This window comes from Georgenia thermotolerans, assembly GCF_009193185.1.
Lineage (GTDB): Bacteria > Actinomycetota > Actinomycetes > Actinomycetales > Actinomycetaceae > Georgenia > Georgenia thermotolerans.
Genome location: NZ_VUKF01000005.1, coordinates 1 through 18,882, shown reverse-complemented (window position 1 = coordinate 18,882; position 18,882 = coordinate 1). Strand labels below are relative to the sequence as shown.

The following is an 18,882-nucleotide window of genomic DNA, read 5'->3' as shown; positions in this document are numbered from 1 at the left end:
CCCGTCAAGTCTGCGCCTGGCGCCCGGGCCGTGCAACGGGTGACGCCGAGTTGAAGGGGGGAAATCGGGCGTCACCCGGGGTGTTGCCTTGACTCCGGTGAGGTCGGGGCCTGCCTTCGGGCCAGGCCGGCCGCGAGTTCGACGCCGTGCCGACCCGCCGGGCCGCTCGGGCCGCCCGGCGGGTCGGCGGAGCCGTCAGCAGTGCGCGGCGGCGACGGCGAGGCCCAGGGCCCGCTCGAAGTTCTCCTCGCGCTCCTGGGCGCTCATGTCCCGGGAGTGGTCGAGCAGGTGGTCGGAGATCGTCAGGACGGCCAGCGCCTCGCGGTCGTACTGGGCGGCGATGGCGTACAGGGCCGAGGCCTCCATCTCCACCGCCAGCGTGCCGTAGTCCGCGAGGGCCTGGATCTGCTCGGCCGGGTTGCCGTAGAAGTGGTCGCGCGAGACCACCGGCGCGACGTGGACGTTCGTGGCGTCCCCGGCGGCCGCGACCGCCGCGGCCACCAGCGGGTAGGAGGCGACCGCAGAGAAGTGGATCCCGGGGATCCGGCTGGTGTTCATCGCCGAGTCGGTGTGCGCGCCGAGGGCGACGACGACGTCGCCCACCTTGACCTTGTGCGCCAGGCCGCCGGCGGTGCCCACCCGGATGATGCGCCGGACGTCGTACTGACCGAAGAGCTCGTTGGCGTAGATGCCGATGGACGGCATGCCCATGCCGGAGGCCATGACGGACAGCGGCTTGCCGTCCACGGTGCCGGTGTAGGCGCCGATCCCGCGCACGTCCGAGACCTTCCGCGCGTCGGGCATGAGCAGGTTCGCGATGCGCTCGGCGCGTCGCGGGTCCCCGGGCATGAGGACGGCGGGGGCGAAGTCGCCCTTCTCGGCGGCGATGTGCGGGGTGGCCATGGGGCTCCTTCGGTCGGGTGCGCCGGCGGCCCGCAGGACCGCGCGGAGGGGGTGCCGCACGCGCGGCGCCGACCATCGTCCCACGTCGGGGCGGGTGCGCCGGGGCACGCCACCGCGGGCCCCACGGCGGGCAGCCCACGACCGCGGGCGCGCCACGGCCCGGCGGAGCCGGGGCTCCGCCGGGCCGTCGATGGCGCCGGGCGCCGGGGTCGCTACTGCGTGACCGGGGCGCGCTCCTCGCTCGCCGGGGCCGGTGCCGGCTCCGCCGCGCGGGCCTCCTCGGCCGCCATGGCCTCGCACAGGGCGATGGCGTCGGTGAGGAGCTCGTAGAGGATCCGGTCCGCGTCGGCGCCGCGGGAGTGGGCGATCGCCGGGACGGCGTACTCGAGGATCGCCGGCCCCGGGTGACGGGTGACGTGGTCGGGACCCATCTGGCGGGCGAACTCCTGCGCCCACCCGGCCGCGGCCGGGTCGTGCCCGAGCGCGTGCTCGCTGCCGGGGCGCAGCGACCCCACGGCCCGGCCCTCGTTGAGGGCGAGGAGCCGCTCGCAGGCGAGGATGCCGACGGCCACGGTGGGCCGGCGCAGCGCCGAGGCGTACGGCAGCGCCCGGGTGGCCACGAGCAGGGCGATCTCGTGGTCCCAGCGCCGGTCGTTGCTCTTGAGCCCGATCACCGAGGGCACCAGCGGGGCGAGCCGCTGCCGCGCGGCGTCGCTGGTGAAGTCGTTGACCAGCCGCGCGAGGTGCGCGAGCAACGGATGCGTGCACGCCGGGTGGTCGCTCCACCGCTCCCCGGCCAGCACAGATGCCATCTCCATGAAGCACGCGCCACGGCGCGGGCTGCGGTGCTTGCCCCGGCCGAGAACGGGAAGGAAGTCAGTCTGGTCGCTTCGCATGTCGACCTCACTCGCAGGGTGGTCCATCAGGGGTACAGGAAGTGTGTTCCGCGCCACAGCAACATGCAACGGGGGCGCACCCGTCCGATGTTCGCGGGCCGGGCGGGTCCTGGGTGGGGCCGACGGCGACCGTTCGACAGCCGGTGCTCAGCGGCCTCCGACCGGCCGGTAGCCGGGCTGCGGTCAGCGCCCGCCGGCCCGGGCCCCCCACAGCCGCTGCGTGGCCAGCTCCGCGCCCTGGCCCAGGGCCTCGAGCTTCGCCGCGGCGATCTGCGGGTGGATGCGCCCGCCGAGGCCGCAGTCGGTCGAGGCGATGACGTTCTCCCGGCCCACCAGCCGCGCGAACCGCTCGATGCGGTCGGCGACGAGCTCGGGGTGCTCGACGACGTTGGTCGCGTGGGAGACCACCCCGGGCAGCAGGAGCTTGCCCTCGGGCAGCGTTACGTCCTCCCAGACGCGCCACTCGTGCTCGTGGCGCACGTTGGCGGCCTCGAACGAGTAGGCCCCGGCGTTGATCTTGAGCATCGTGCCGACGATGTCGCGCAGCGGCAGGTCCGTGGTGTGCGGCCCGTGCCAGCTGCCCCAGCACAGGTGGAAGCGGATCCGGTCCTCCGGCAGCCCCCGCAGGGCGTGGTTGAGCGCCTCCACCCGCACCTCGGTGAAGCGCGCGTAGTCCTCGACGCTGGGCTCTGGCTCGATCTGGTCGAAGTTCTCGGCGACGGAGGGGTCGTCGATCTGCAGCACGAGGCCGGCGTCGATGATCGCGCGATACTCCTCGCGCAGCACGTCCGCCCACGCGTAGAGGAACTCCTCGTCGGTGGCGTAGTAGCGGTTGGCGATGCGGGAGGCCGAGCCGGGGGACAGCGCGGTGAGGAAGCCCTCCTCCGCCCCGGTCGCGGCCAGGGCACGGCGCAGGTTGGCGACGTCGGAGGCCACCGCGTCCTGGCCGGTGTAGGTCAGGGGCCCGGTCGCCGTCGGGAACGGCTTGGGCTCGGTGCCGCCGGTGAAGATCCCGGACGCGGGGTCGGCGTAGGCCTCGGCGAAGCGCTGGCGGTCGCGGCGGTGGGCGAAGCCGGTCAGCCGCACCTGGCCCGGGGTGGAGAGGCGACGCTCGGTCAGCCAGGAGAGGTCGCCGTCCAGCTCGAGGCCGCCGGTGCGCTGGAAGGAGTAGGACCACCAGGCGCCGTAGTCGATGGCGGAGGTCATGGACTTGCCGTACTCGCCGTCGCCGACCACGGTGATCCCCGCGTCGAGCTGGCGGCGCACGAGATCGGTGACGGCGGCGGCCAGCAGCTCCGGGAAGTCCGCCCGCGCGGCCCCGGCCTCGCGCGCGGCGTTGGCGGCGATGAGCTCGGGGGTGCGCGGGAGCGACCCGGCGTGGGTGGTCTGGATGCGGTCGGTGCTGCGCAGCATGGGGCTCCTCCTCGTGACGATCCGCCGCCAGCGTCGCACCCCGCACGGACATCGCGCCCCCGCGTGTCCCGGGTCGGGACGGGCCTCGGGCCGGGCGACCACGGGACGGTCCGCGTGCACCCGCGGCGCGTCGAGGGGCTACCATCCCGCCGCCTTTGCGCGGCCCCGGCGCGGCCCCGATTGCGGACGGACGTCACCGCCATCACAGTGTGCCGGTGACCACAACAACGACCCAGGCGCCCGAGCGGGAGCAGTGGTCGGGCCAGCTCGGGTTCCTCCTCTCGGCGATCGGCTCGGCCGTCGGCCTCGGCAACATCTGGCGCTTCCCCGGCGTGGCGTACGAGAACGGCGGCGGGGCGTTCCTCATCCCGTACCTCGTCGCCCTGCTCACCGCCGGCATCCCGATCCTGGTGCTCGACTACTCCCTCGGGCACCGCTTCCGCGGCTCCGCGCCCGCGGCCTTCCGCCGGCTGGGCCGCCGGTTCGAGGCCCTCGGCTGGTTCCAGGTGGCCATCGCCTTCGTCATCGCCACCTACTACACGGTCATCCTCGTGTGGGCGATCCGCTACGTCGGCTTCTCGGTGACCGAGGCGTGGGGGAGCGACCCGGCGGGATTCTTCGTCGGGGACTTCCTCCAGGACGCCGGGCCCACGCTGAGCACCGACGTCGTCGGCGGGATCTTCTGGCCCATGGTCGCCGTCTGGGCCGTCACGCTCGTCGTGCTCGCCCTCGGGGTCCAGCGGGGCCTGGAGCGCGCGAACAAGATCATGCTCCCGCTGCTCGTCGTGCTGTTCACCCTGCTGGTCGTGCGGGCCCTGTTCCTGCCCGGCGCGGTGGACGGGCTGAACGCCTTCTTCACCCCCAGCTGGAGCGCCCTGGCCGACCCCGGCGTGTGGATCGCGGCCTACAGCCAGATCTTCTTCTCGCTGTCCATCGGCTTCGGCATCATGCTCACCTACTCGAGCTACCTGCGCCGGCGCGCCAACCTCGTGCCGACGTCGTACGTCGCCGCCTTCGCCAACTCCTCCTTCGAGCTGCTCGCCGGCATCGGCGTCTTCGCCACCCTGGGGTTCATGGCCCACCAGCAGGGCATCGCCGTGGGCGAGCTGGAGGGGATCAGCGGGGTCATCCTCAGCTTCGTCACCTTCCCGCAGGTCATCTCGATGATGCCCGCGGGCCCGGTGTTCGGGATCCTCTTCTTCGTCTCCCTCACGCTGGCCGGGTTCACCTCGCTCATCTCGATCCTCCAGGTCGTCTCCGCCGCCTTCCAGGAGAAGTTCGACCTGAGCCGCGCGCGGGCGGTGGGCGTCGTCGGCGGGCTCTGCGCCCTGATCTCCCTGGCCCTGTACTCGACGACGTCCGGCCTGGCCATGCTCGACACCGCCGACAAGTACGCCAACGAGGTCGGCGTCATCGGCTCGGCCATCACCATGTGCCTCGTGGTGACCTACGCCGCCCGCCGGCTGCCGGAGCTGCAGGCCCACCTCAACTGGGTCTCCACCGCCCGGGTGGGCCGGTGGTGGCGGGTGCTCGTCGGCGTCGTCGTCCCCCTCGCGCTGACGGTGATGCTCGTCAGCAGTCTCGCCGAGCTCCTCACGAAGCCCTACAGCGGCTACCCGTGGGCGTTCGTCAACGCGGTGGGCTGGGGCGTGGCCGGCGGCGCGCTCCTCGCGGCGCTCGCCCTCGCCGCGTTGCGGTGGCGCCGCCCGGTGGACGACTTCACGCCCGAGCCGCTGCCGGCGGAGGCTGTCCGATGAGCGCGGCCGCCCTCGTCATGCTGGTCGTCGCGCTGGTCGTGGTCTGGGGCGGGCTGGGGACCGCCGTCGTCTTCCTCCTGCGGCACCCGCTGCCCGACGACGACGTCGTCCACCTCCTCGACGAGGAGCCGGGCGGCGCCCCGGCGCGGTGAGATGGGCCACAACCGGACGGTAGGCGACCGTCCGCGCGCGGCCGCCGCGGCTCGCGCGCGGACGAACGACGGCGGCGAGGAGTTCCCGCGCCCTGTCGCCGCTCCCATCGCATGCGCGCCCGAGCGGGCGTTCCGTAACCTTAGGTGGTGCATCTACGGGGAAACGCCAGCTTCCGGTACCGCGACAGCGCCATCGTGGCGCTCGCCCACATCGAGGCGCCGGTGGTCGTGACGTCCGCCGAGTTCGAGGAGCGGCTGGCCCCCACCCGGCAGAAGCTGCGCCTGCCGGACCACCTCCTGGAGCGCGTCTCCGGCGTGCGCGAGCGCCGCTGGTGGCGGCCGGGCACGGCCTTCGAGGACATGGCCGCCGAGGCGGGCAGCAAGGCGCTGGCCGAGGCCGGGGTGGACCCGGGCGAGGTGGGGCTGCTCATCAACACCTCGGTCTCGCGCAGCACCCTCGAGCCGTCCGTGGCGGTGCGCGTCCACGACCGGATGGGGCTGCCGTCCTCGGCGCTGAACTTCGACATCACCAACGCCTGCGTCGGGTTCGTCAACGGCCTGCAGATGGCCGCGGCCATGATCGACGCGGGGCAGGTCGACTACGCCGTCATCGTCAACAGCGAGGACGTGCGGCCCACCCAGGAGGACACCCTCGCCCGGCTCCTGGCCGACGGCGTGACCCGGCGGGACTACGCCGACCAGTTCGCGTCCCTCACCCTCGGTGACGGCGCCGCGGCCGCCGTGGTCGGCCGTGCCTCGCGCCGCCCCGACGGCCACCGCATCGTCGGCGCGGTCTCCCGGGCCGGCACCGAGCACCACGAGCTGTGCGTGGGCAGCTTCGGGAAGATGACCACCGACACCAAGAACCTGCTGCGCCACGGGCTCCAGCTCGTCACCGACGCCTGGCACGAGGCCGAGGCCGACGGGTGGAACTTCTCGGGCATGGACCGCTACGTCACCCACCAGATCTCCACCCCCTACACCAACGCCATCGTCGAGGCCGTCGACCTGGACCCGGCCGCGGTGCCGATCACCTTCGACCGCTGGGGCAACGTGGGCCCGGCGTCCATCGCCATGACGCTGTCGGAGCAGGCCGAGTCCCTCAGCGCCGGGGACCGGGTGATGTGCCTGGGCGTGGGGTCCGGGCTCAACACCGCGATCCTGGAGCTCGCCTGGTGACCGCACCGGCGGGACGGCCGGCGCCCGAGGCCTGGCCCGGCGTCTACCCCGCGTGGTCCCGGCAGGCGATGGCGGGTGGGTACCGCTGGCACTACCTCGACAACCTCGACTCCCTCGGCGGCGCCGAGCCGCGCGGGACGCTGCTGTGCGTGCACGGCAACCCCACGTGGTCCTACCTGTGGCGCTCGGTGCTCGCGGCCGGGGCGGCGGCAGGCTGGCGCGTGGTCGCCGTCGACCAGCTCGAGATGGGCTACTCCGAGCGCACGGGCCTCACCCACCGCCTCGCGGACCGGGTGCGGGAGCTGGGCGAGCTGACCGACGTCCTCGGGCTGTCCGGGCCGGCGTGGGACGGGCGGCCCGTGGTGACCGTCGGTCACGACTGGGGCGGGGTGGTGTCCCTGGGCTGGGCGGTGGACCACCCGCGCGAGCTGGCGGCGGTGGCGCTCACCAACACCGCGGTGCACCAGGCCGCCCGCACCAAGGTGCCCTACCTGCTGCGCCTGGCCCGCAGCCGCCGGGTGCACGGCCCGGGCACGCAGGCCACGCCCGCCTTCCTGGAGGTCACCCTCGCGCTGGCGCACCCGGCCCTGGCGCCGGAGGTCAAGGCCGCCTACCGGGCGCCCTACCGCAGCGCCGCCGCGCGGGCGGGCATCGCGGCGTTCGTCGAGGACATCCCCGTCGACGCCACCCATCCCAGCCACGCCGAGCTCGAGCGCATCGCCGCGGGCGTGCGCGGGCTGGACGTGCCCACGCTGATCATGTGGGGCCCGCGCGACCCGGTGTTCTACGAGCGCTACCTCCGCGACCTGCTCGAGCGGCTCCCGCACGCCGACGTCCACCGCTTCGAGGGGGCCGGGCACCTCGTGGTCGAGGACGCCGACGTCGCCGGCACGCTCGTGCGCTGGCTCGACCGGCGGGGGGTGGGCCGCCCCGCGGCCCCGGCCGAGCGTGCGGAGCGGATGGCGGGTGCACCCGACGTGCCCGCGGCCGGGACGGAGCCGGGCGCCCGACCCGCCCTGGCCGTCGCGGAGTACCGCCCCCTGTATGCCGCGCTGGAGGAGCAGGCCGACTCCCCGGCCGCCGCCGTCGTCGCCCTGTCCGCCGCCGGCCGCTCCGAGCTGAGCTGGTCCGAGCTGGCCGCCCGGGTCCGTCACCTCGCCCTCGGTCTGGCCGACGCCGGGGTGCGCCCCGGCCAGCGGGTCAGCCTGCTCGTCCCGCCCGGCGTGGACCTCACCACGGCGCTGTTCGCGTGCCTGCGGCTGGGCGCCGTCGTCGTCCTCGCCGACGCCGGGCTCGGCCTCAAGGGGTTGACGCGGGCGGTGCGCGGGGCGGCACCGGACCACATCATCGGCATCGAGAAGGCGCTCGTCGCCGGCCGCCTGCTGGGCTGGCCGGGCCGGAAGTTCGTCGCCGTCCCCAGCGGTCACGACGTCGGCTACACCCCGCCGCGCACCGCCCACACCCGCCGGCGCACCTTCCGGATCTTCGGCAGCGTGCGCGAGCTGCTCGCCCGCGGCGCGGTCCTCGACGGCGCCGGCGGCCACCTGCCGCCCGAGCCCGACCCGGACGCCGACGCGGCCATCCTCTTCACCTCCGGCTCCACGGGCCCGGCCAAGGGCGTCGTCTACACCCACCGGCGCCTGGCCGGGATGCGCGACGTCGTCGCCGCCACCTACGGCCTGTCGCCCGAGCGGAGCTTCGTCGCCGGCTTCGCGCCGTTCGCGCTGCTGGGCACGGCCACCGGCGCCACGAGCGCCACCCCGGACATGGACGTCGCCAGCCCGGGCACCCTCACCGCGGCGGCCCTGGGCGACGCGGCCGCGGCGATCGACGCCTACGCCGTCTTCGCCTCCCCGTCGGCACTGGCCAACGTCGTGCGCACGGCCGACGGGCTCTCGCCCGCGCAGCGCGAGGCGCTCGGTGGGGTGCGTTTGTTCCTCTCCGCCGGCGCCCCGATCTCCTCCGCGCGCCTGGCCCAGGCGCGCACCGTCATGCCGAACGCCGAGCCGCACACCCCGTACGGGATGACCGAGGTGCTGCCGCTGACCGACGTCTCCCTGGAGCAGGTGGAGGCCGCCGAGTCCGACGCCCGGGCGGGCGCCGTGACCGGGGCCGGCGGCGGGAGCTGCGTGGGCACCCCGGTGGCCGGCGCCCACATCCGCGTCGTGCCCCTGGACGACATGGGGGAGGCGACCGGCCGGCCCACCGACGAGCCTGGGATCACCGGCGAGGTGCTCGTCACCGCGCCGCACCTCAAGGACCGCTACGACCGGCTCTGGGCCACCCAGGACGCCTCGGCCACCTGGCCCGGCTGGCACCGCACCGGCGACGTCGGCCACCTCGACGCGGCCGGGCGGCTGTGGATCGAGGGCCGTCTCTCCCACGTCATCGTCACCCCCGACGGCGTCGTCACCCCCGTCCAGCTCGAGAACGACGTGCTCAACCTGCCGGCCGTGCGGCGCGCGGCGGTGGTCGGCGTCGGCCCGGTGGGCGCCCAGCAGGTGGTGGTCGTCGTCGAGACCGATCCGGACGTCGACCCCGGCGCTCGGCACCGCCCGGCGCTGGCGCCCGAGGGCCTCGCCCGGGCCGTGCGAGCGGTGGCGGCCGTGCCCGTCGCAGCCGTGCTGCGCGTGCCCGAGGTGCCCACCGACGTGCGGCACAACTCCAAGGTCGAGCGTGCGCGGATCGCCGCCTGGGCGGCGCGGTTCCTGGCCGGGCTGCGGGCGGGCCGGCCGTGAGGGTGCTGGTGACCGGCGCGAGCGGCATGCTCGGCCGGGAGGTGGCGACGGCGCTGCTCGCCCGCGGCGACGTGGTCACCACGCTTCAGCGGCGCCCCTCCGGCATCGCGGGCGCGCGGGACGTGCGCGGGTCCGTCGACGACGCCGACGCGGTCGCCGCGGCGGCCGGCGGCCAGGACGCCGTCGTGCACCTGGCCGCGAAGGTGTCCTTCGCCGGGCCGCTCGCCGAGTTCGAGCGGACCAACGTCGACGGCACGCGGCTGCTGCTCGAGGCCGCCCGGGCCGGCGGCGCCGAGCGGTTCGTGTTCGTCTCCTCGCCGTCGGTCGCCCACACCGGCGCCTCCATCGTGGGCGAGGGCGCCGGGCCCGCCCAGCCCAAACGCGCCCGCGGCCACTACGCGCGCACCAAGGCGGCCGCCGAGCTGCTCGCCCTGGCGGCGGACGCGCCCGGATTCGCCGTCGTGGCCGTGCGCCCGCACATCGTGTGGGGGCCGGGGGACACCCAGCTGGTCCAGCGGGTGGTGGACCGGGCACGCGCCGGCCGGCTGCCGCGGCTGGACGCCGGCGCGGCGCTCATCGACACCACGTACGTCGACAACGCCGTCAGCGCGATCGTCGCCGCGCTGGACCGGGCGGAGGCGGCGCACGGGGAGGCGTTCGTCGTCACCAACGGCGAGCCGCGGCCGGTGTTCGAGCTCATCGCGGCCATGTGCCGGGCCGGCGGCGTCCCGGCGCCGCGCTGGGCGGTGCCCGGCGCGGTGGCCCGCGCGGCCGGGGGACTCATCGAGAAGGCGTGGGCGGTGCGCCCCGGTCGAGACGAGCCGCCGATGACCCGGTTCCTCGCCGAGCAGCTCTCCACCGCGCACTGGTTCGACCTGCGCCGCACCCTCGAGGCCCTGGGCTGGCGGCCCGGCGTGAGCCTGGACGAGGGCTTCGCGCGCCTGGCGGAGTACTACCGGCGCCAGCCGCAAGCGGCGCGAAACGTCAAGTAGCGCGCGAGACGTCAAAGAGTGCGCCAGCGGTCAAGTAGTGCGCGAGACGTCAAAGAGTGCGCGAGCGGTCAATGAGTGCGCGAAACGTCAATGAGTGCGCGAGACGTCAAAGAGTGGGCCAGAGGTCGAGTAGTGCGCCGGAGGTCAAGGAGCGCCGTGGCGCCGACGCGAGCGGGGTCCGCTGCTCCCGGCGGACCAGGACGGGCGCGACACCATTGCCGTCAGGTGTTGAACGTGGCCGCTCAAGCACTTCGTGACTCCTCGCGCACTTTGTGACGTCTCGCGCACTTCTTGACGTCTCGTGCACTTCTTGACGCCTCACCACCCTGGGGGTCAGAACTCCTCGTGGGTGTCGGGGTCGCCGCCGAGGCGGCCGCCGGCCATGGCGCTGATGCGCTCCATCTCCGGCTGGCGCAGGTTGAACCGGAAGATGTCGAAGTTCTCCTTCTGGCGCTGCGGGTCGGCAGACTTCGGGATGGGCACCGTGCCCAGCTGGTGGAGCCACCGCAGGATCACCTGCGCCGGGCTGACGCCGTGGAAGCCGGCCGCCTCCACCACCGCGGGGGCGTCGAGGAGGCGGCCCTTGCCCAGCGGTCGCCAGGACTGGGTGACGATGCCGCGCTCGGCGTCGACCCGCCGCATCTCGTCCTGCGGGAAGCCGGGGTGCAGCTCGATCTGGTTGACCGACGGCGCCACCCCGGTCTCGCCGATGATGCGGTCGAGGTGCTCGGCGGTGAAGTTGGAGACGCCGATCGAGCGCACGAGCCCGTCCTCGCGCAGCTTGATCATCGCCTTCCAGGTCTCCACGTACTTGTCCTGCCGGGGCAGCGGCCAGTGGATGAGGTAGAGGTTGACGTACTCCACGCCGAGGTCCCGGCGGGTGGTCTCGAACGCCCGCAGCGTCTCCTCGTACCCCTGGTCGCGCCCGCGCAGCTTGCTCGTGACGATGAGCTCCTCGCGCAGCACCCCGGACTCGGCGATGCCGCGACCCACGCCGGCCTCGTTGCCGTAGGAGGCTGCGGTGTCGATGAGCCGGTAGCCCGTCCGGATGCCCTCGGCGACGGCGGTGGCCGCCTCGTCGTCGGACATGGCCCACGTCCCCAGGCCGATGGCGGGCAGGGCGTAACCGTCGTTGAGCGTGAACCGCGGCACAGTCATGGCCCACATTGTGCCCGCCGGGACCGCCGGCTCGCCGGTCCCGACGCGCGGACGCCGACGAACGGGACCCCGGCGGGCATAATCGCTCGAGCAGCACGCCGACCGGCGTGCCCGCACCGCCCGGTGCGGCCGCCGAGCAGGAGACCGAGACGTGACGGACCCGCGACTGATCGCCTTCGACCTGGACGACACCCTGGCGCCGTCGAAGTCCCCGATGCCCGCGCGCATGGGCACCGCCCTCGCCGCGCTGCTCGACTCGCTGCCGGTGTGCATCATCTCCGGCGGCCACTTCGGCCAGTTCCGCGACCAGGTGCTCGCCCACCTGCCGGCGACGGCGGAGCAGCTGTCCCGCCTGCACCTCATGCCCACCTGCGGCACCCGCTACCTGCGCTTCGAGGCGGGGGAGTGGCACCAGGTCTACGCGCACGACCTCACCGAGGACGAGCGGTTCCGGGCCGTGACCGCCGTCGAGGAGGAGGCCCGGCGCCTGGGGCTGTGGGAGGAGCGGACCTGGGGCGACATCCTCGAGGACCGCGGCTCGCAGATCACGTTCTCCGCGCTGGGCCAGCAGGCCCCGCTGGAGGCCAAGAAGGCGTGGGACCCCACCGGTGAGCGGAAGGGGGCCCTGCGCGACGCCGTCGCCGCCCGGCTGCCCGACCTCGAGGTGCGCTCGGGCGGGTCGACGTCGGTGGACATCACCCGCAAGGGCGTGGACAAGGCCTATGGCATGGAGCGGCTGAGCGAGCAGACCGGCATCGACGTGCTGGACATGCTCTTCGTCGGCGACCGGCTCGACGAGGGCGGCAACGACTACCCGGTCGTGCGGCTGGGCATGCCCACCCACGCCGTCGCCGACTGGGAGGAGACCGCCGAGCTGGTCGAGTCGATCGTCGCGGGGCTCGCGGTCACCCGGGCCTGACGTCGACGCCGGGGCCTCGCGGCTCCCGGACACGTTCCGCCGGGCCGGTCAGGTGGCCCGGCCCCGGTCAGACGCCCGCAACCGCCTCGCGCAGCCACGCCAGCCGCGGCACGCCCTCGACCCGGTGACGCACCCGCCCCGCGCCGTCGAGCACGAGCACGGTGGGCGTGCTGCGGATCTGCAGGGCCGCGGCCAGCCGCTCGTGACCGGCGACGTCGACCTCGACGTGGCGCACCCCCTCGGCCGTCTCGGCCACCCGCCTGGCCACCACCCGCGCGCCCGCGCACGGGGCGCAGAACGCGCTCGAGACCTGCAGCAGCGTGGCCCGCTCGCCGAGGCGGTCGGCGGGCAGGCCGAGGCCGGCCGCGGTCAGCGGGGCGTCGTCGGGCGGGGGCACGGACATGGTCCGATTGTCGCGCGCCGCGGCCCGACCGGCCCTGTGGGGTCGGTCATGGGGGCGCGCCGGGTGGGCGGCACCACGTCGCCCCCACAAGGCCTCCGAGCAGGGGCGTCGTTACCCTGAACGGGTACCCAGGACCCGAGCGGCGAGGAGCGTGCACACGTGAGCGAGCGGGCGGGGGACCGGTGGACGGACACCCGCACCTCGATCCGCACGCTCGCCTGGCCGACGGCGGCGCGCGCCAGCGCCGCGATCGGCGTCCCGCTCACCACGCTGACGCTGCTGGGCCACCATGAGGTCGGCCTCATGGCGAGCACCGGCGCCTTCACCGTGCTCTACGGCGCGGGGCGGCCGATGCGCTACCGCTGGCGGATGCTCGTCGTCGTCGCGCTGGGCTTCGTCCTGTGCTCCGCCCTCGGCGCGCTGACCGCGGGCATCGGCTGGGCGGCGATCCTGCTGCTCACCGTGATCGGCGCGGCGGCCACGTACGCGACCCTGGCGCTGCGCTCGGGCCCGCCCGGGGCGTTCTTCTTCGTCATGGTCGCCGGCGTCGCCGGGTTCGTGCCCGCACAGGGCACGGTGCCGCCGGCCCTCATGATCGCCGCCACCGCGATCGGCGCGGGCTGCGCCGTCCCGATCGCCATGGCCGACCTGCTGCTCAACCGGGCGGCCCCGCAGGCCAAGGCCCTGCGGCAGGCGCAGGGCGCCGTCGAGCGCTTCCTCGCGACGGACCGGTACGCCGACCGGGCGAAGCAGCACTCGGCCCAGGCCGCCGCGGCGCTGCACCACGCCTGGGGGGTGCTGTGGGACGCCGGCGACACCACCTCCCGGCGGCCGGGGGCGCTGGCCCGGGTCGCGGAGCTGTCCGCCCTGCACCAGGCGTACGCCTCGCACATGCTGCCCGGCAGCTCGCCGGACCCGGACCTGGCCGCCGACCGCACCGAGACCCCGCTCGGCCTGCCCACCACCTGGCGGATGCTCCGGCGCGCGCTCCACGCCCCGACCGTGCCGCTGGACGCCGCCGGACGCGTGGCGCTGGGCATCGTCGTCTCCGGGCTCATCGCGCTGACCCTCGGCACCGACCACATGTACTGGGCGATGATGGTCTCCGCCCTGGTGCTCTACCAGGGCCTCGACCGGCGCCGCTCGCTCATCCGCGCCCGCAACCGGTTCATCGGCACGGTGGTGGGCCTGGGGATCTTCGCCGTGATCACCGCCGCCGGCCCGAGCCAGTGGGTGACCGTCGCCATCCTCGTGGTGCTGCAGGGCGCGATCGAGCTCGCCGTGCCGCGCAACTACGCGGTGGCCGTCTCGATGATCACCCCGCTCGCGCTGACCATCGCCACGGGCGGCGCCTTCGAGGGGGTGTTCCCGGTCGTCACCGAGCGCCTGCTCGACACCGTCGTCGGGCTCGCGGTGGCGGTCGTGGTGCTGCTGCTCGTGGCCCGCGGCAGCGCGATGCCGATGGTCCGCAGCTACGTCGCGCGGGTGCTCGCCTCGTGCGGGAACGCCCTGGACCACATCGGCGCGGGCACCGTCACCGGCCGGGCGGGGGCCGTCGCGCAGCTCGAGCTCGCCCTGGACATGCAGGACCTGGCCCTGGTCGCCGGCCGCGCGCTCACCGACGACCCCGAGGGCATGGCCACCTGGGTGGAGTCGCGCGAGGCGACGGCGTGGCTGGGGCTGACGGTGCTCGCGCGCTGCGCCCGCGCCAGCGGCCCGGCCGACGGCGTGGGCGGGGCGACGTGGGCGTGCTGGGCCCTCGGTTCCTCGGCCGCGCGCGGCGTGCCGCCCGACCCCATCGCGCTGGGCAACCTGCGCGCGGTCATCCGCTGACGCGATCGCGCGCTGACCGGGCCGGCGTCGACGCCTGACGACGCGGCGTCGTCCTCGCCGGTCGGCATTTTCCGCGTCGCCCGTCCGCGACGGGTGGGGGGCGCCTCCGTGAGTCGGACCACCTCGCCCGGGAATGAGGTGCGTCCTGCGCGCTCGGGCACGTACGGTGTCAGGGCCCAGTCCCGTCCGGAAGGAGCCCCGTGCGCCGTCGCGCCCTGCTCGTGCCCGTCGCCGCGCTCGTCCTGGCCGGGTGCACCGCGGCCGACGGCGGGACCACCACCGAGACGACGACGTCGCCACCGCCGCCCGCCGCGAGCGAGCTCGTCGGCCCGGGCGAGACGGCGGTGCTGGGCACCGACGACCCGGCGGAGCTGGCCCGCCAGAGCGTCGAGACCTTCTTCGCCGCCGCACCCGTGGTCGTGCTGACGACCGGGGACGCCGTCCTGCCCGCCGCCTCGGCCGCGGTCGCGCTCGGTGTCCCGGTGCTCCTCGACGGTGACGACGCGACCGTCGGCGCCGACCTCGAGCGCCTGCATCCCGAGGCGGTGCTCACCATGGGGACGGCGGACGTCCCCGACGGCGCCGACGTCGCCGCCGTGGCCGCGCCGGCCGACCCGGCCGCGCTGGGCGAGCTGCTCGGCGTGGCCCTGGCGGCCGGCGAGCCCGTGGCGGAGGCGGGCGAGGTGGCGGCGGTGGCCGGCCTCGACCCGGACGCGCCGACGTACCTGACGAGGGCCGGGGAGGGCGCCCCCGGGCCGGCGGGCGAGGCGGCAGTGCCCGCTGAGCCCGCGCCGTCGCAGGACGCCCCGGCTCCGGCCGAGGGTGCGCCGTCGCAGGACGCCGCGCCCACCCTGCCCCCCACCACCCGGCCCACGCCGGCGGCCGAGGGCGTCGTCGTCATGAGCACCGGCGACCCCGCCCAGGCCGCGGCCGTCGCCAACGCCCGCAGCGCCGGCGCCCGGGTGCAGCTGGTGCCCAACGGCGACCCGCGTGCGACGAGCGAGACCGTCCAGGCGACCGCCGCCAACGCGCCGGACGTCGTCGTCGGGCTCGGCACCGCCTTCGGCGACGCGGGCACCCTCGCCTGGCGCGCCGCCACCGCGGCGACCGGCGCCGAGCTGCCGGGCGGCGGTCAGCTCGCCCTGCCCGGCAAGACTTACGTCGCCCTCTACGGGCACCCGGGCAGCCGCGCCCTGGGGGTCCTGGGCGAGCAGGACGCGCCGGCCACGGTCGAGCGCGCCCAGGCCCACGCCGAGGCGTACCGTCCGCTGACCGACACCACCGTCGTGCCCGCGCTGGAGATCATCGCCACGGTCGCCTCCGGCGGCCCGGGCGACGACGGGAACTACTCGTCCGAGGCGAGCGTGGAGCAGCTGCGCCCGCTCGTGGAGCTGGCGCACGAGCACGGGCAGTACGTGGTGCTCGACCTGCAGCCCGGACGCACCGACTTCCTCACCCAGGCCAAGCGGTACGAGGAGCTGCTGAAGATGCCCAACGTCGGGCTCGCGCTCGATCCCGAGTGGCGGCTGCGCCCGGACCAGGTGCACCTGCGGCAGATCGGCCAGGTCGACGTCGCCGAGGTCAACCAGGTGGTCGGCTGGCTCGCCGACCTCACCCGCGCGAACCGCCTGCCGCAGAAGATCCTCGTGCTCCACCAGTTCCAGGTCCGGATGATCCCGGGCGTCGACGGCGTGGACCAGTCTCGCTCGGAGCTCGCCGTCCTCATCCACGCCGACGGCCAGGGGTCCCAGCCGGCGAAGGCCGGCACGTGGCGCACCCTGCACGCGAACGCACCGAGCATCCGCTGGTGGGGGTGGAAGAACTTCTACGACGAGGACAGCCCGATGCTCACCCCGGAGCAGACGATGCAGGTCCAGCCGACGCCGAACTTCATCAGCTACCAGTAGCGCGCCGGCCCGCACCACCCGGGGGCCGCGCAGCCGAGGGGCCGGGCACCGTGACGGTGCCCGGCCCCTCTCGTGGCTCGGCCGCCCAGCGCGGGTCCGGCCTCGGCGTCAGCCGCGCATCGCCGCCGCGGTGTGCGCGGGGTCGACCTCCTCGCCCGGCCGGACCGGGCCCGGCGCGGTGCCGTCGCCGAAGGGCCGGCCCCCGAGCGCCTCGCGCCCGTGCGGGGTCAGCCAGCCGGACAGGTCCGGTCCGGCCGGCACGATCTGCGTGGGGTTGATGTCGGTGTGGACGACGTAGTAATGCTCCTTGATCTGCTGGAAGTCCACGGTGTCGCCGAAGCCGGGCGTCTGGAACAGGTCGCGGGCGTAGCCCCACAGCGCCGGCATCTCGGTGAGCTTGTTCCGGTTGCACTTGAAGTGCCCGTGGTAGACGGCGTCGAAGCGGACCAGGGTGGTGAACAGCCGCACGTCCGCCTCGGTGATGGTGTCGCCCACCAGGTAGCGCTGCCCGCTGAGCCGCTCCTCGAGCCAGTCCAGCGCCGCCCACAGCCGGACGTAGGCCTTGTCGTAGGCCTCCTGCGACCCGGCGAACCCGCAGCGGTAGACGCCGTTGTTGACCTCGGTGAAGACCCGCTGGTTGACGGCGTCGATCTCCTCGCGCAGGGCCTCGGGGTAGAGGTCGGGCGCGCCCTCGCGGTGGTACGCCGTCCACTCGGTGGAGAAGTCGAGCGTGATCTGGGCGAAGTCGTTCGTCACCACCGCGCCGGCGGGGACGTCGACGACGGCGGGGACGGTGATCCCGCGGGGGTAGTCGGGGAAGCGCGCGAAGTAGGCCTCCTGCAGCCAGTGGATCCCCAGGACCGGGTCCTTGCCGCCCTCGTCGAGGTCGAAGGTCCACGACCGCGCGTCGTGCGTCGGCCCGGGCAGCCCGACCGAGATCGCGTCCTCGAGGCCCAGGAGGCGCCTCACGATGAGGGTGCGGTTCGCCCAGGGGCAGGCCCGGGCGGCGACGAGGCGGTACCGGCCCGGTTCGACGGGGTAGCCGTCCCGGCCGTCGGCGGTGATGCGGGTGGTGATGTAGCGGGTGTCGCGGGAGTACTCCTTGCCCGGCGTCGTGTAGCGCCCGCCCTCCTGGTGCTCGGGGTGCTCGGCCTCGGTGGTGGTCTCGGTGCTCATGGTCTCCTCCCCGAAATCGTCAAAGTTTCAATAAGTCTAGTCGGTGGGGCTCAGAAGCGCTCCACCACCCGCCCGTCGGCGTAGACCTCCCGCCCCCCGATGAACACCCGCTCCGTCCGGGCGTACAGGTCCAGCGGGTCGCCCGACCAGACCACGACGTCACCGTCCAGCCCCGGGGCCAGGGCGCCGACGCGGTCGTCCAGGCCGAGCATCCGCGCGGGGTTGACCGTCAGCGCCGCGAGGGCGACGTCGCGGTCCAGCCCCGCCTTCACCGCGATGGAGGCCTGGTGCACGAGGAACTGGATCGGGACGACAGGGTGGTCGGTGGTGATCGCGACCTGCACGCCCGCTGCGGCCAGGTCGACGATCTTCTCCAGGCCGCGGTCGCGCAGCTCCACCTTGGACCGGTTGGAGATCATCGGGCCGAAGATCACCGGGATGTTCTTCTCGGCCAGCAGGTCGGCGAGCTTGGCCCCGTCGGTGCCGTGGTTGACCACGAGGCGGTAGCCGAACTCCTCGGCGAGACGGATGGCGGTCGCGATGTCGTCGTGGCGGTGAGTGTGCTGGTCCCAGACGAGCTCGCCGGCGAGCACGCGGGCGAGCACCTCGTGGGTGAGGTCCCGCTCGATAGGCCTGCCCTCGCGGGCGGCGTGCTCGCGGGCCTCGGCGTAGTTGCGGGCCTTGACGAACGCCTCGCGGATGACGCGGGCCACGCCCAGGCGGGTCGAGGGCAGCTCCTTGCGGTCGTGGTAGACCCGCTTGGGGTTCTCGCCCAGCGCCGACTTCACGGACACCGCGGCCTTGATGACCTGCTCGTCGACGGTGCGCCCGCCCCAGGTCTTGATGGCGACGGTCTGCCCGCCGATCGGGTTGCCCGAGCCCGGCTTGACCACGACGCTGGTCACCCCGCCCTCGAGGGCGTCGCGGAAGCCCAGGTCCTCGATGTTGATGGCGTCGAGGGCCCGCACCGCCGCCATGACCGGCCCGGACATCTCGTTGGAGTCGTCGCCGGCCCATCCTTCGCCCTCCTCGGCGACGCCGACGTGGGCGTGCGCGTCGACGAACCCGGGCAGCACCCAGCGACCGGCCGCGTCGACGACGGGCACCCCGGACGGCACGGCGACGTCGCGGCCCACCTGCCGGATCACGCCGTCGACGACCACCACCGTGCCGCCGTCGATCGGCGGGCCCGCCATGGGCAGGACGCGGCCGCCGACGACGGCGACGCTGCCGCCGCGCCGGCGGCCCGGGGAGCGGGGGGTCTCGGGGTGCGTCATGACGTCATCATGGCCGAGTCTCCGCCGTCCGCATGCGCTGGCCCCGTCCCGACCTGACTTGGCTCACGAATCGGGGCTGACCGGTGGGGCGCCGCGCTGACCTGCAGGTTTGTCCGTTCGGTGCTGGGAAATGTGGCACTAAATCGGGGCCTAAGGTGGTCGGGTGTCGCCGCACATCC

15 protein-coding genes are annotated in these 18,882 nt (G+C 74.7%); 8 read left to right on the top strand and 7 right to left on the bottom strand.

Features of this window, described 5'->3' with window-relative positions:
* Positions 1 to 195: 195 nt before the first annotated feature.
* From deoD to GD970_RS03400, 3 genes are all read right to left on the bottom strand, one after another.
* Entirely contained in the window at positions 196 to 903 is a 708-nt protein-coding gene (gene deoD, locus GD970_RS03410; protein ID WP_152200802.1) for a purine-nucleoside phosphorylase, read from the bottom strand.
* Between the two features lie 212 nt (positions 904 to 1,115).
* Entirely contained in the window at positions 1,116 to 1,799 is a 684-nt protein-coding gene (locus GD970_RS03405) for a hypothetical protein (protein WP_152200800.1), read from the bottom strand.
* A gap of 183 nt (positions 1,800 to 1,982) precedes the next feature.
* Positions 1,983 to 3,212, bottom strand: coding sequence for a cobalamin-independent methionine synthase II family protein (locus GD970_RS03400; RefSeq protein WP_152200798.1), 1,230 nt, complete (start codon positions 3,210 to 3,212; stop codon positions 1,983 to 1,985).
* A gap of 215 nt (positions 3,213 to 3,427) precedes the next feature.
* On the opposite strand from GD970_RS03400, the gene GD970_RS03395 reads away from it, so the two are divergent.
* The 5 genes from GD970_RS03395 (at position 3,428) to GD970_RS03375 (ending at position 10,030) form a co-directional block, all read left to right on the top strand.
* A complete protein-coding gene (locus tag GD970_RS03395; protein WP_152200796.1) occupies positions 3,428 to 4,969 on the top strand; it encodes a sodium-dependent transporter in 1,542 nt (513 codons plus the stop codon).
* Positions 4,966 to 5,121, top strand: coding sequence for a methionine/alanine import family NSS transporter small subunit (locus GD970_RS03390; RefSeq protein WP_152200793.1), 156 nt, complete (start codon positions 4,966 to 4,968; stop codon positions 5,119 to 5,121). Before GD970_RS03395 ends, GD970_RS03390 begins: the two co-directional genes overlap by 4 nt.
* Before the next feature lie 147 nt (positions 5,122 to 5,268).
* Positions 5,269 to 6,300: a 3-oxoacyl-ACP synthase III gene (locus tag GD970_RS03385; protein WP_152200791.1), complete on the top strand. Its 1,032-nt coding sequence runs from the start codon at positions 5,269 to 5,271 to the stop codon at positions 6,298 to 6,300.
* Positions 6,297 to 9,038 (top strand): alpha/beta fold hydrolase, encoded by a 2,742-nt coding sequence (locus tag GD970_RS03380; protein WP_226925126.1) that lies wholly within the window; start codon positions 6,297 to 6,299, stop codon positions 9,036 to 9,038. Before GD970_RS03385 ends, GD970_RS03380 begins: the two co-directional genes overlap by 4 nt.
* The gene (locus tag GD970_RS03375) at positions 9,035 to 10,030 is read left to right on the top strand and encodes an NAD-dependent epimerase/dehydratase family protein (RefSeq protein ID WP_152200786.1); all 996 of its coding nucleotides are present in this window, start codon (positions 9,035 to 9,037) and stop codon (positions 10,028 to 10,030) included. The genes GD970_RS03380 and GD970_RS03375 overlap by 4 nt, the downstream gene beginning before the upstream one ends.
* Before the next feature lie 333 nt (positions 10,031 to 10,363).
* Here the strand turns inward: GD970_RS03375 and GD970_RS03370 are convergent, their stop codons facing one another.
* Positions 10,364 to 11,188: an aldo/keto reductase gene (locus tag GD970_RS03370; protein ID WP_152200784.1), complete on the bottom strand. Its 825-nt coding sequence runs from the start codon at positions 11,186 to 11,188 to the stop codon at positions 10,364 to 10,366.
* Positions 11,189 to 11,339: 151 nt separating this feature from the next.
* On the opposite strand from GD970_RS03370, the gene GD970_RS03365 reads away from it, so the two are divergent.
* On the top strand, positions 11,340 to 12,107 hold the full coding sequence (locus tag GD970_RS03365) for an HAD-IIB family hydrolase (protein WP_152200781.1): 768 nt from the start codon (positions 11,340 to 11,342) through the stop codon (positions 12,105 to 12,107).
* Positions 12,108 to 12,174: 67 nt separating this feature from the next.
* Here GD970_RS03365 and GD970_RS03360 read toward each other — a convergent pair whose 3' ends face one another.
* Positions 12,175 to 12,510, bottom strand: a complete 336-nt coding sequence (locus tag GD970_RS03360) for a thioredoxin family protein (RefSeq protein ID WP_152200779.1) — start codon at positions 12,508 to 12,510, stop codon at positions 12,175 to 12,177.
* Between the two features lie 159 nt (positions 12,511 to 12,669).
* On the opposite strand from GD970_RS03360, the gene GD970_RS03355 reads away from it, so the two are divergent.
* Together GD970_RS03355 and GD970_RS03350 are read left to right on the top strand one after the other, a co-directional pair.
* Positions 12,670 to 14,343: an FUSC family protein gene (locus tag GD970_RS03355; RefSeq protein ID WP_152200777.1), complete on the top strand. Its 1,674-nt coding sequence runs from the start codon at positions 12,670 to 12,672 to the stop codon at positions 14,341 to 14,343.
* A 200-nt stretch (positions 14,344 to 14,543) separates the two neighbouring features.
* On the top strand, positions 14,544 to 16,250 hold the full coding sequence (locus tag GD970_RS03350) for a hypothetical protein (RefSeq protein ID WP_152200775.1): 1,707 nt from the start codon (positions 14,544 to 14,546) through the stop codon (positions 16,248 to 16,250).
* A 108-nt stretch (positions 16,251 to 16,358) separates the two neighbouring features.
* Here the strand turns inward: GD970_RS03350 and GD970_RS03345 are convergent, their stop codons facing one another.
* Together GD970_RS03345 and GD970_RS03340 are read right to left on the bottom strand one after the other, a co-directional pair.
* Entirely contained in the window at positions 16,359 to 17,426 is a 1,068-nt protein-coding gene (locus tag GD970_RS03345; protein WP_152200772.1) for a glutathione S-transferase family protein, read from the bottom strand.
* Positions 17,427 to 17,476: 50 nt separating this feature from the next.
* A complete protein-coding gene (locus GD970_RS03340) occupies positions 17,477 to 18,703 on the bottom strand; it encodes an amidohydrolase (RefSeq protein ID WP_152200770.1) in 1,227 nt (408 codons plus the stop codon).
* Positions 18,704 to 18,882: the final 179 nt, after the last annotated feature.

Coding starts and splice junctions, on each gene's coding strand:
- deoD (WP_152200802.1), bottom strand. CDS start 903: ATGGCCACCCCGCACATCGCCGCCGAGAAGGGCGACTTCGCCCCCGCC.
- GD970_RS03405 (WP_152200800.1), bottom strand. CDS start 1,799: ATGCGAAGCGACCAGACTGACTTCCTTCCCGTTCTCGGCCGGGGCAAG.
- GD970_RS03400 (WP_152200798.1), bottom strand. CDS start 3,212: ATGCTGCGCAGCACCGACCGCATCCAGACCACCCACGCCGGGTCGCTC.
- GD970_RS03390 (WP_152200793.1), top strand. CDS start 4,966: ATGAGCGCGGCCGCCCTCGTCATGCTGGTCGTCGCGCTGGTCGTGGTC.
- GD970_RS03370 (WP_152200784.1), bottom strand. CDS start 11,188: ATGACTGTGCCGCGGTTCACGCTCAACGACGGTTACGCCCTGCCCGCC.
- GD970_RS03360 (WP_152200779.1), bottom strand. CDS start 12,510: ATGTCCGTGCCCCCGCCCGACGACGCCCCGCTGACCGCGGCCGGCCTC.
- GD970_RS03345 (WP_152200772.1), bottom strand. CDS start 17,426: ATGAGCACCGAGACCACCACCGAGGCCGAGCACCCCGAGCACCAGGAG.
- GD970_RS03340 (WP_152200770.1), bottom strand. CDS start 18,703: ATGACGCACCCCGAGACCCCCCGCTCCCCGGGCCGCCGGCGCGGCGGC.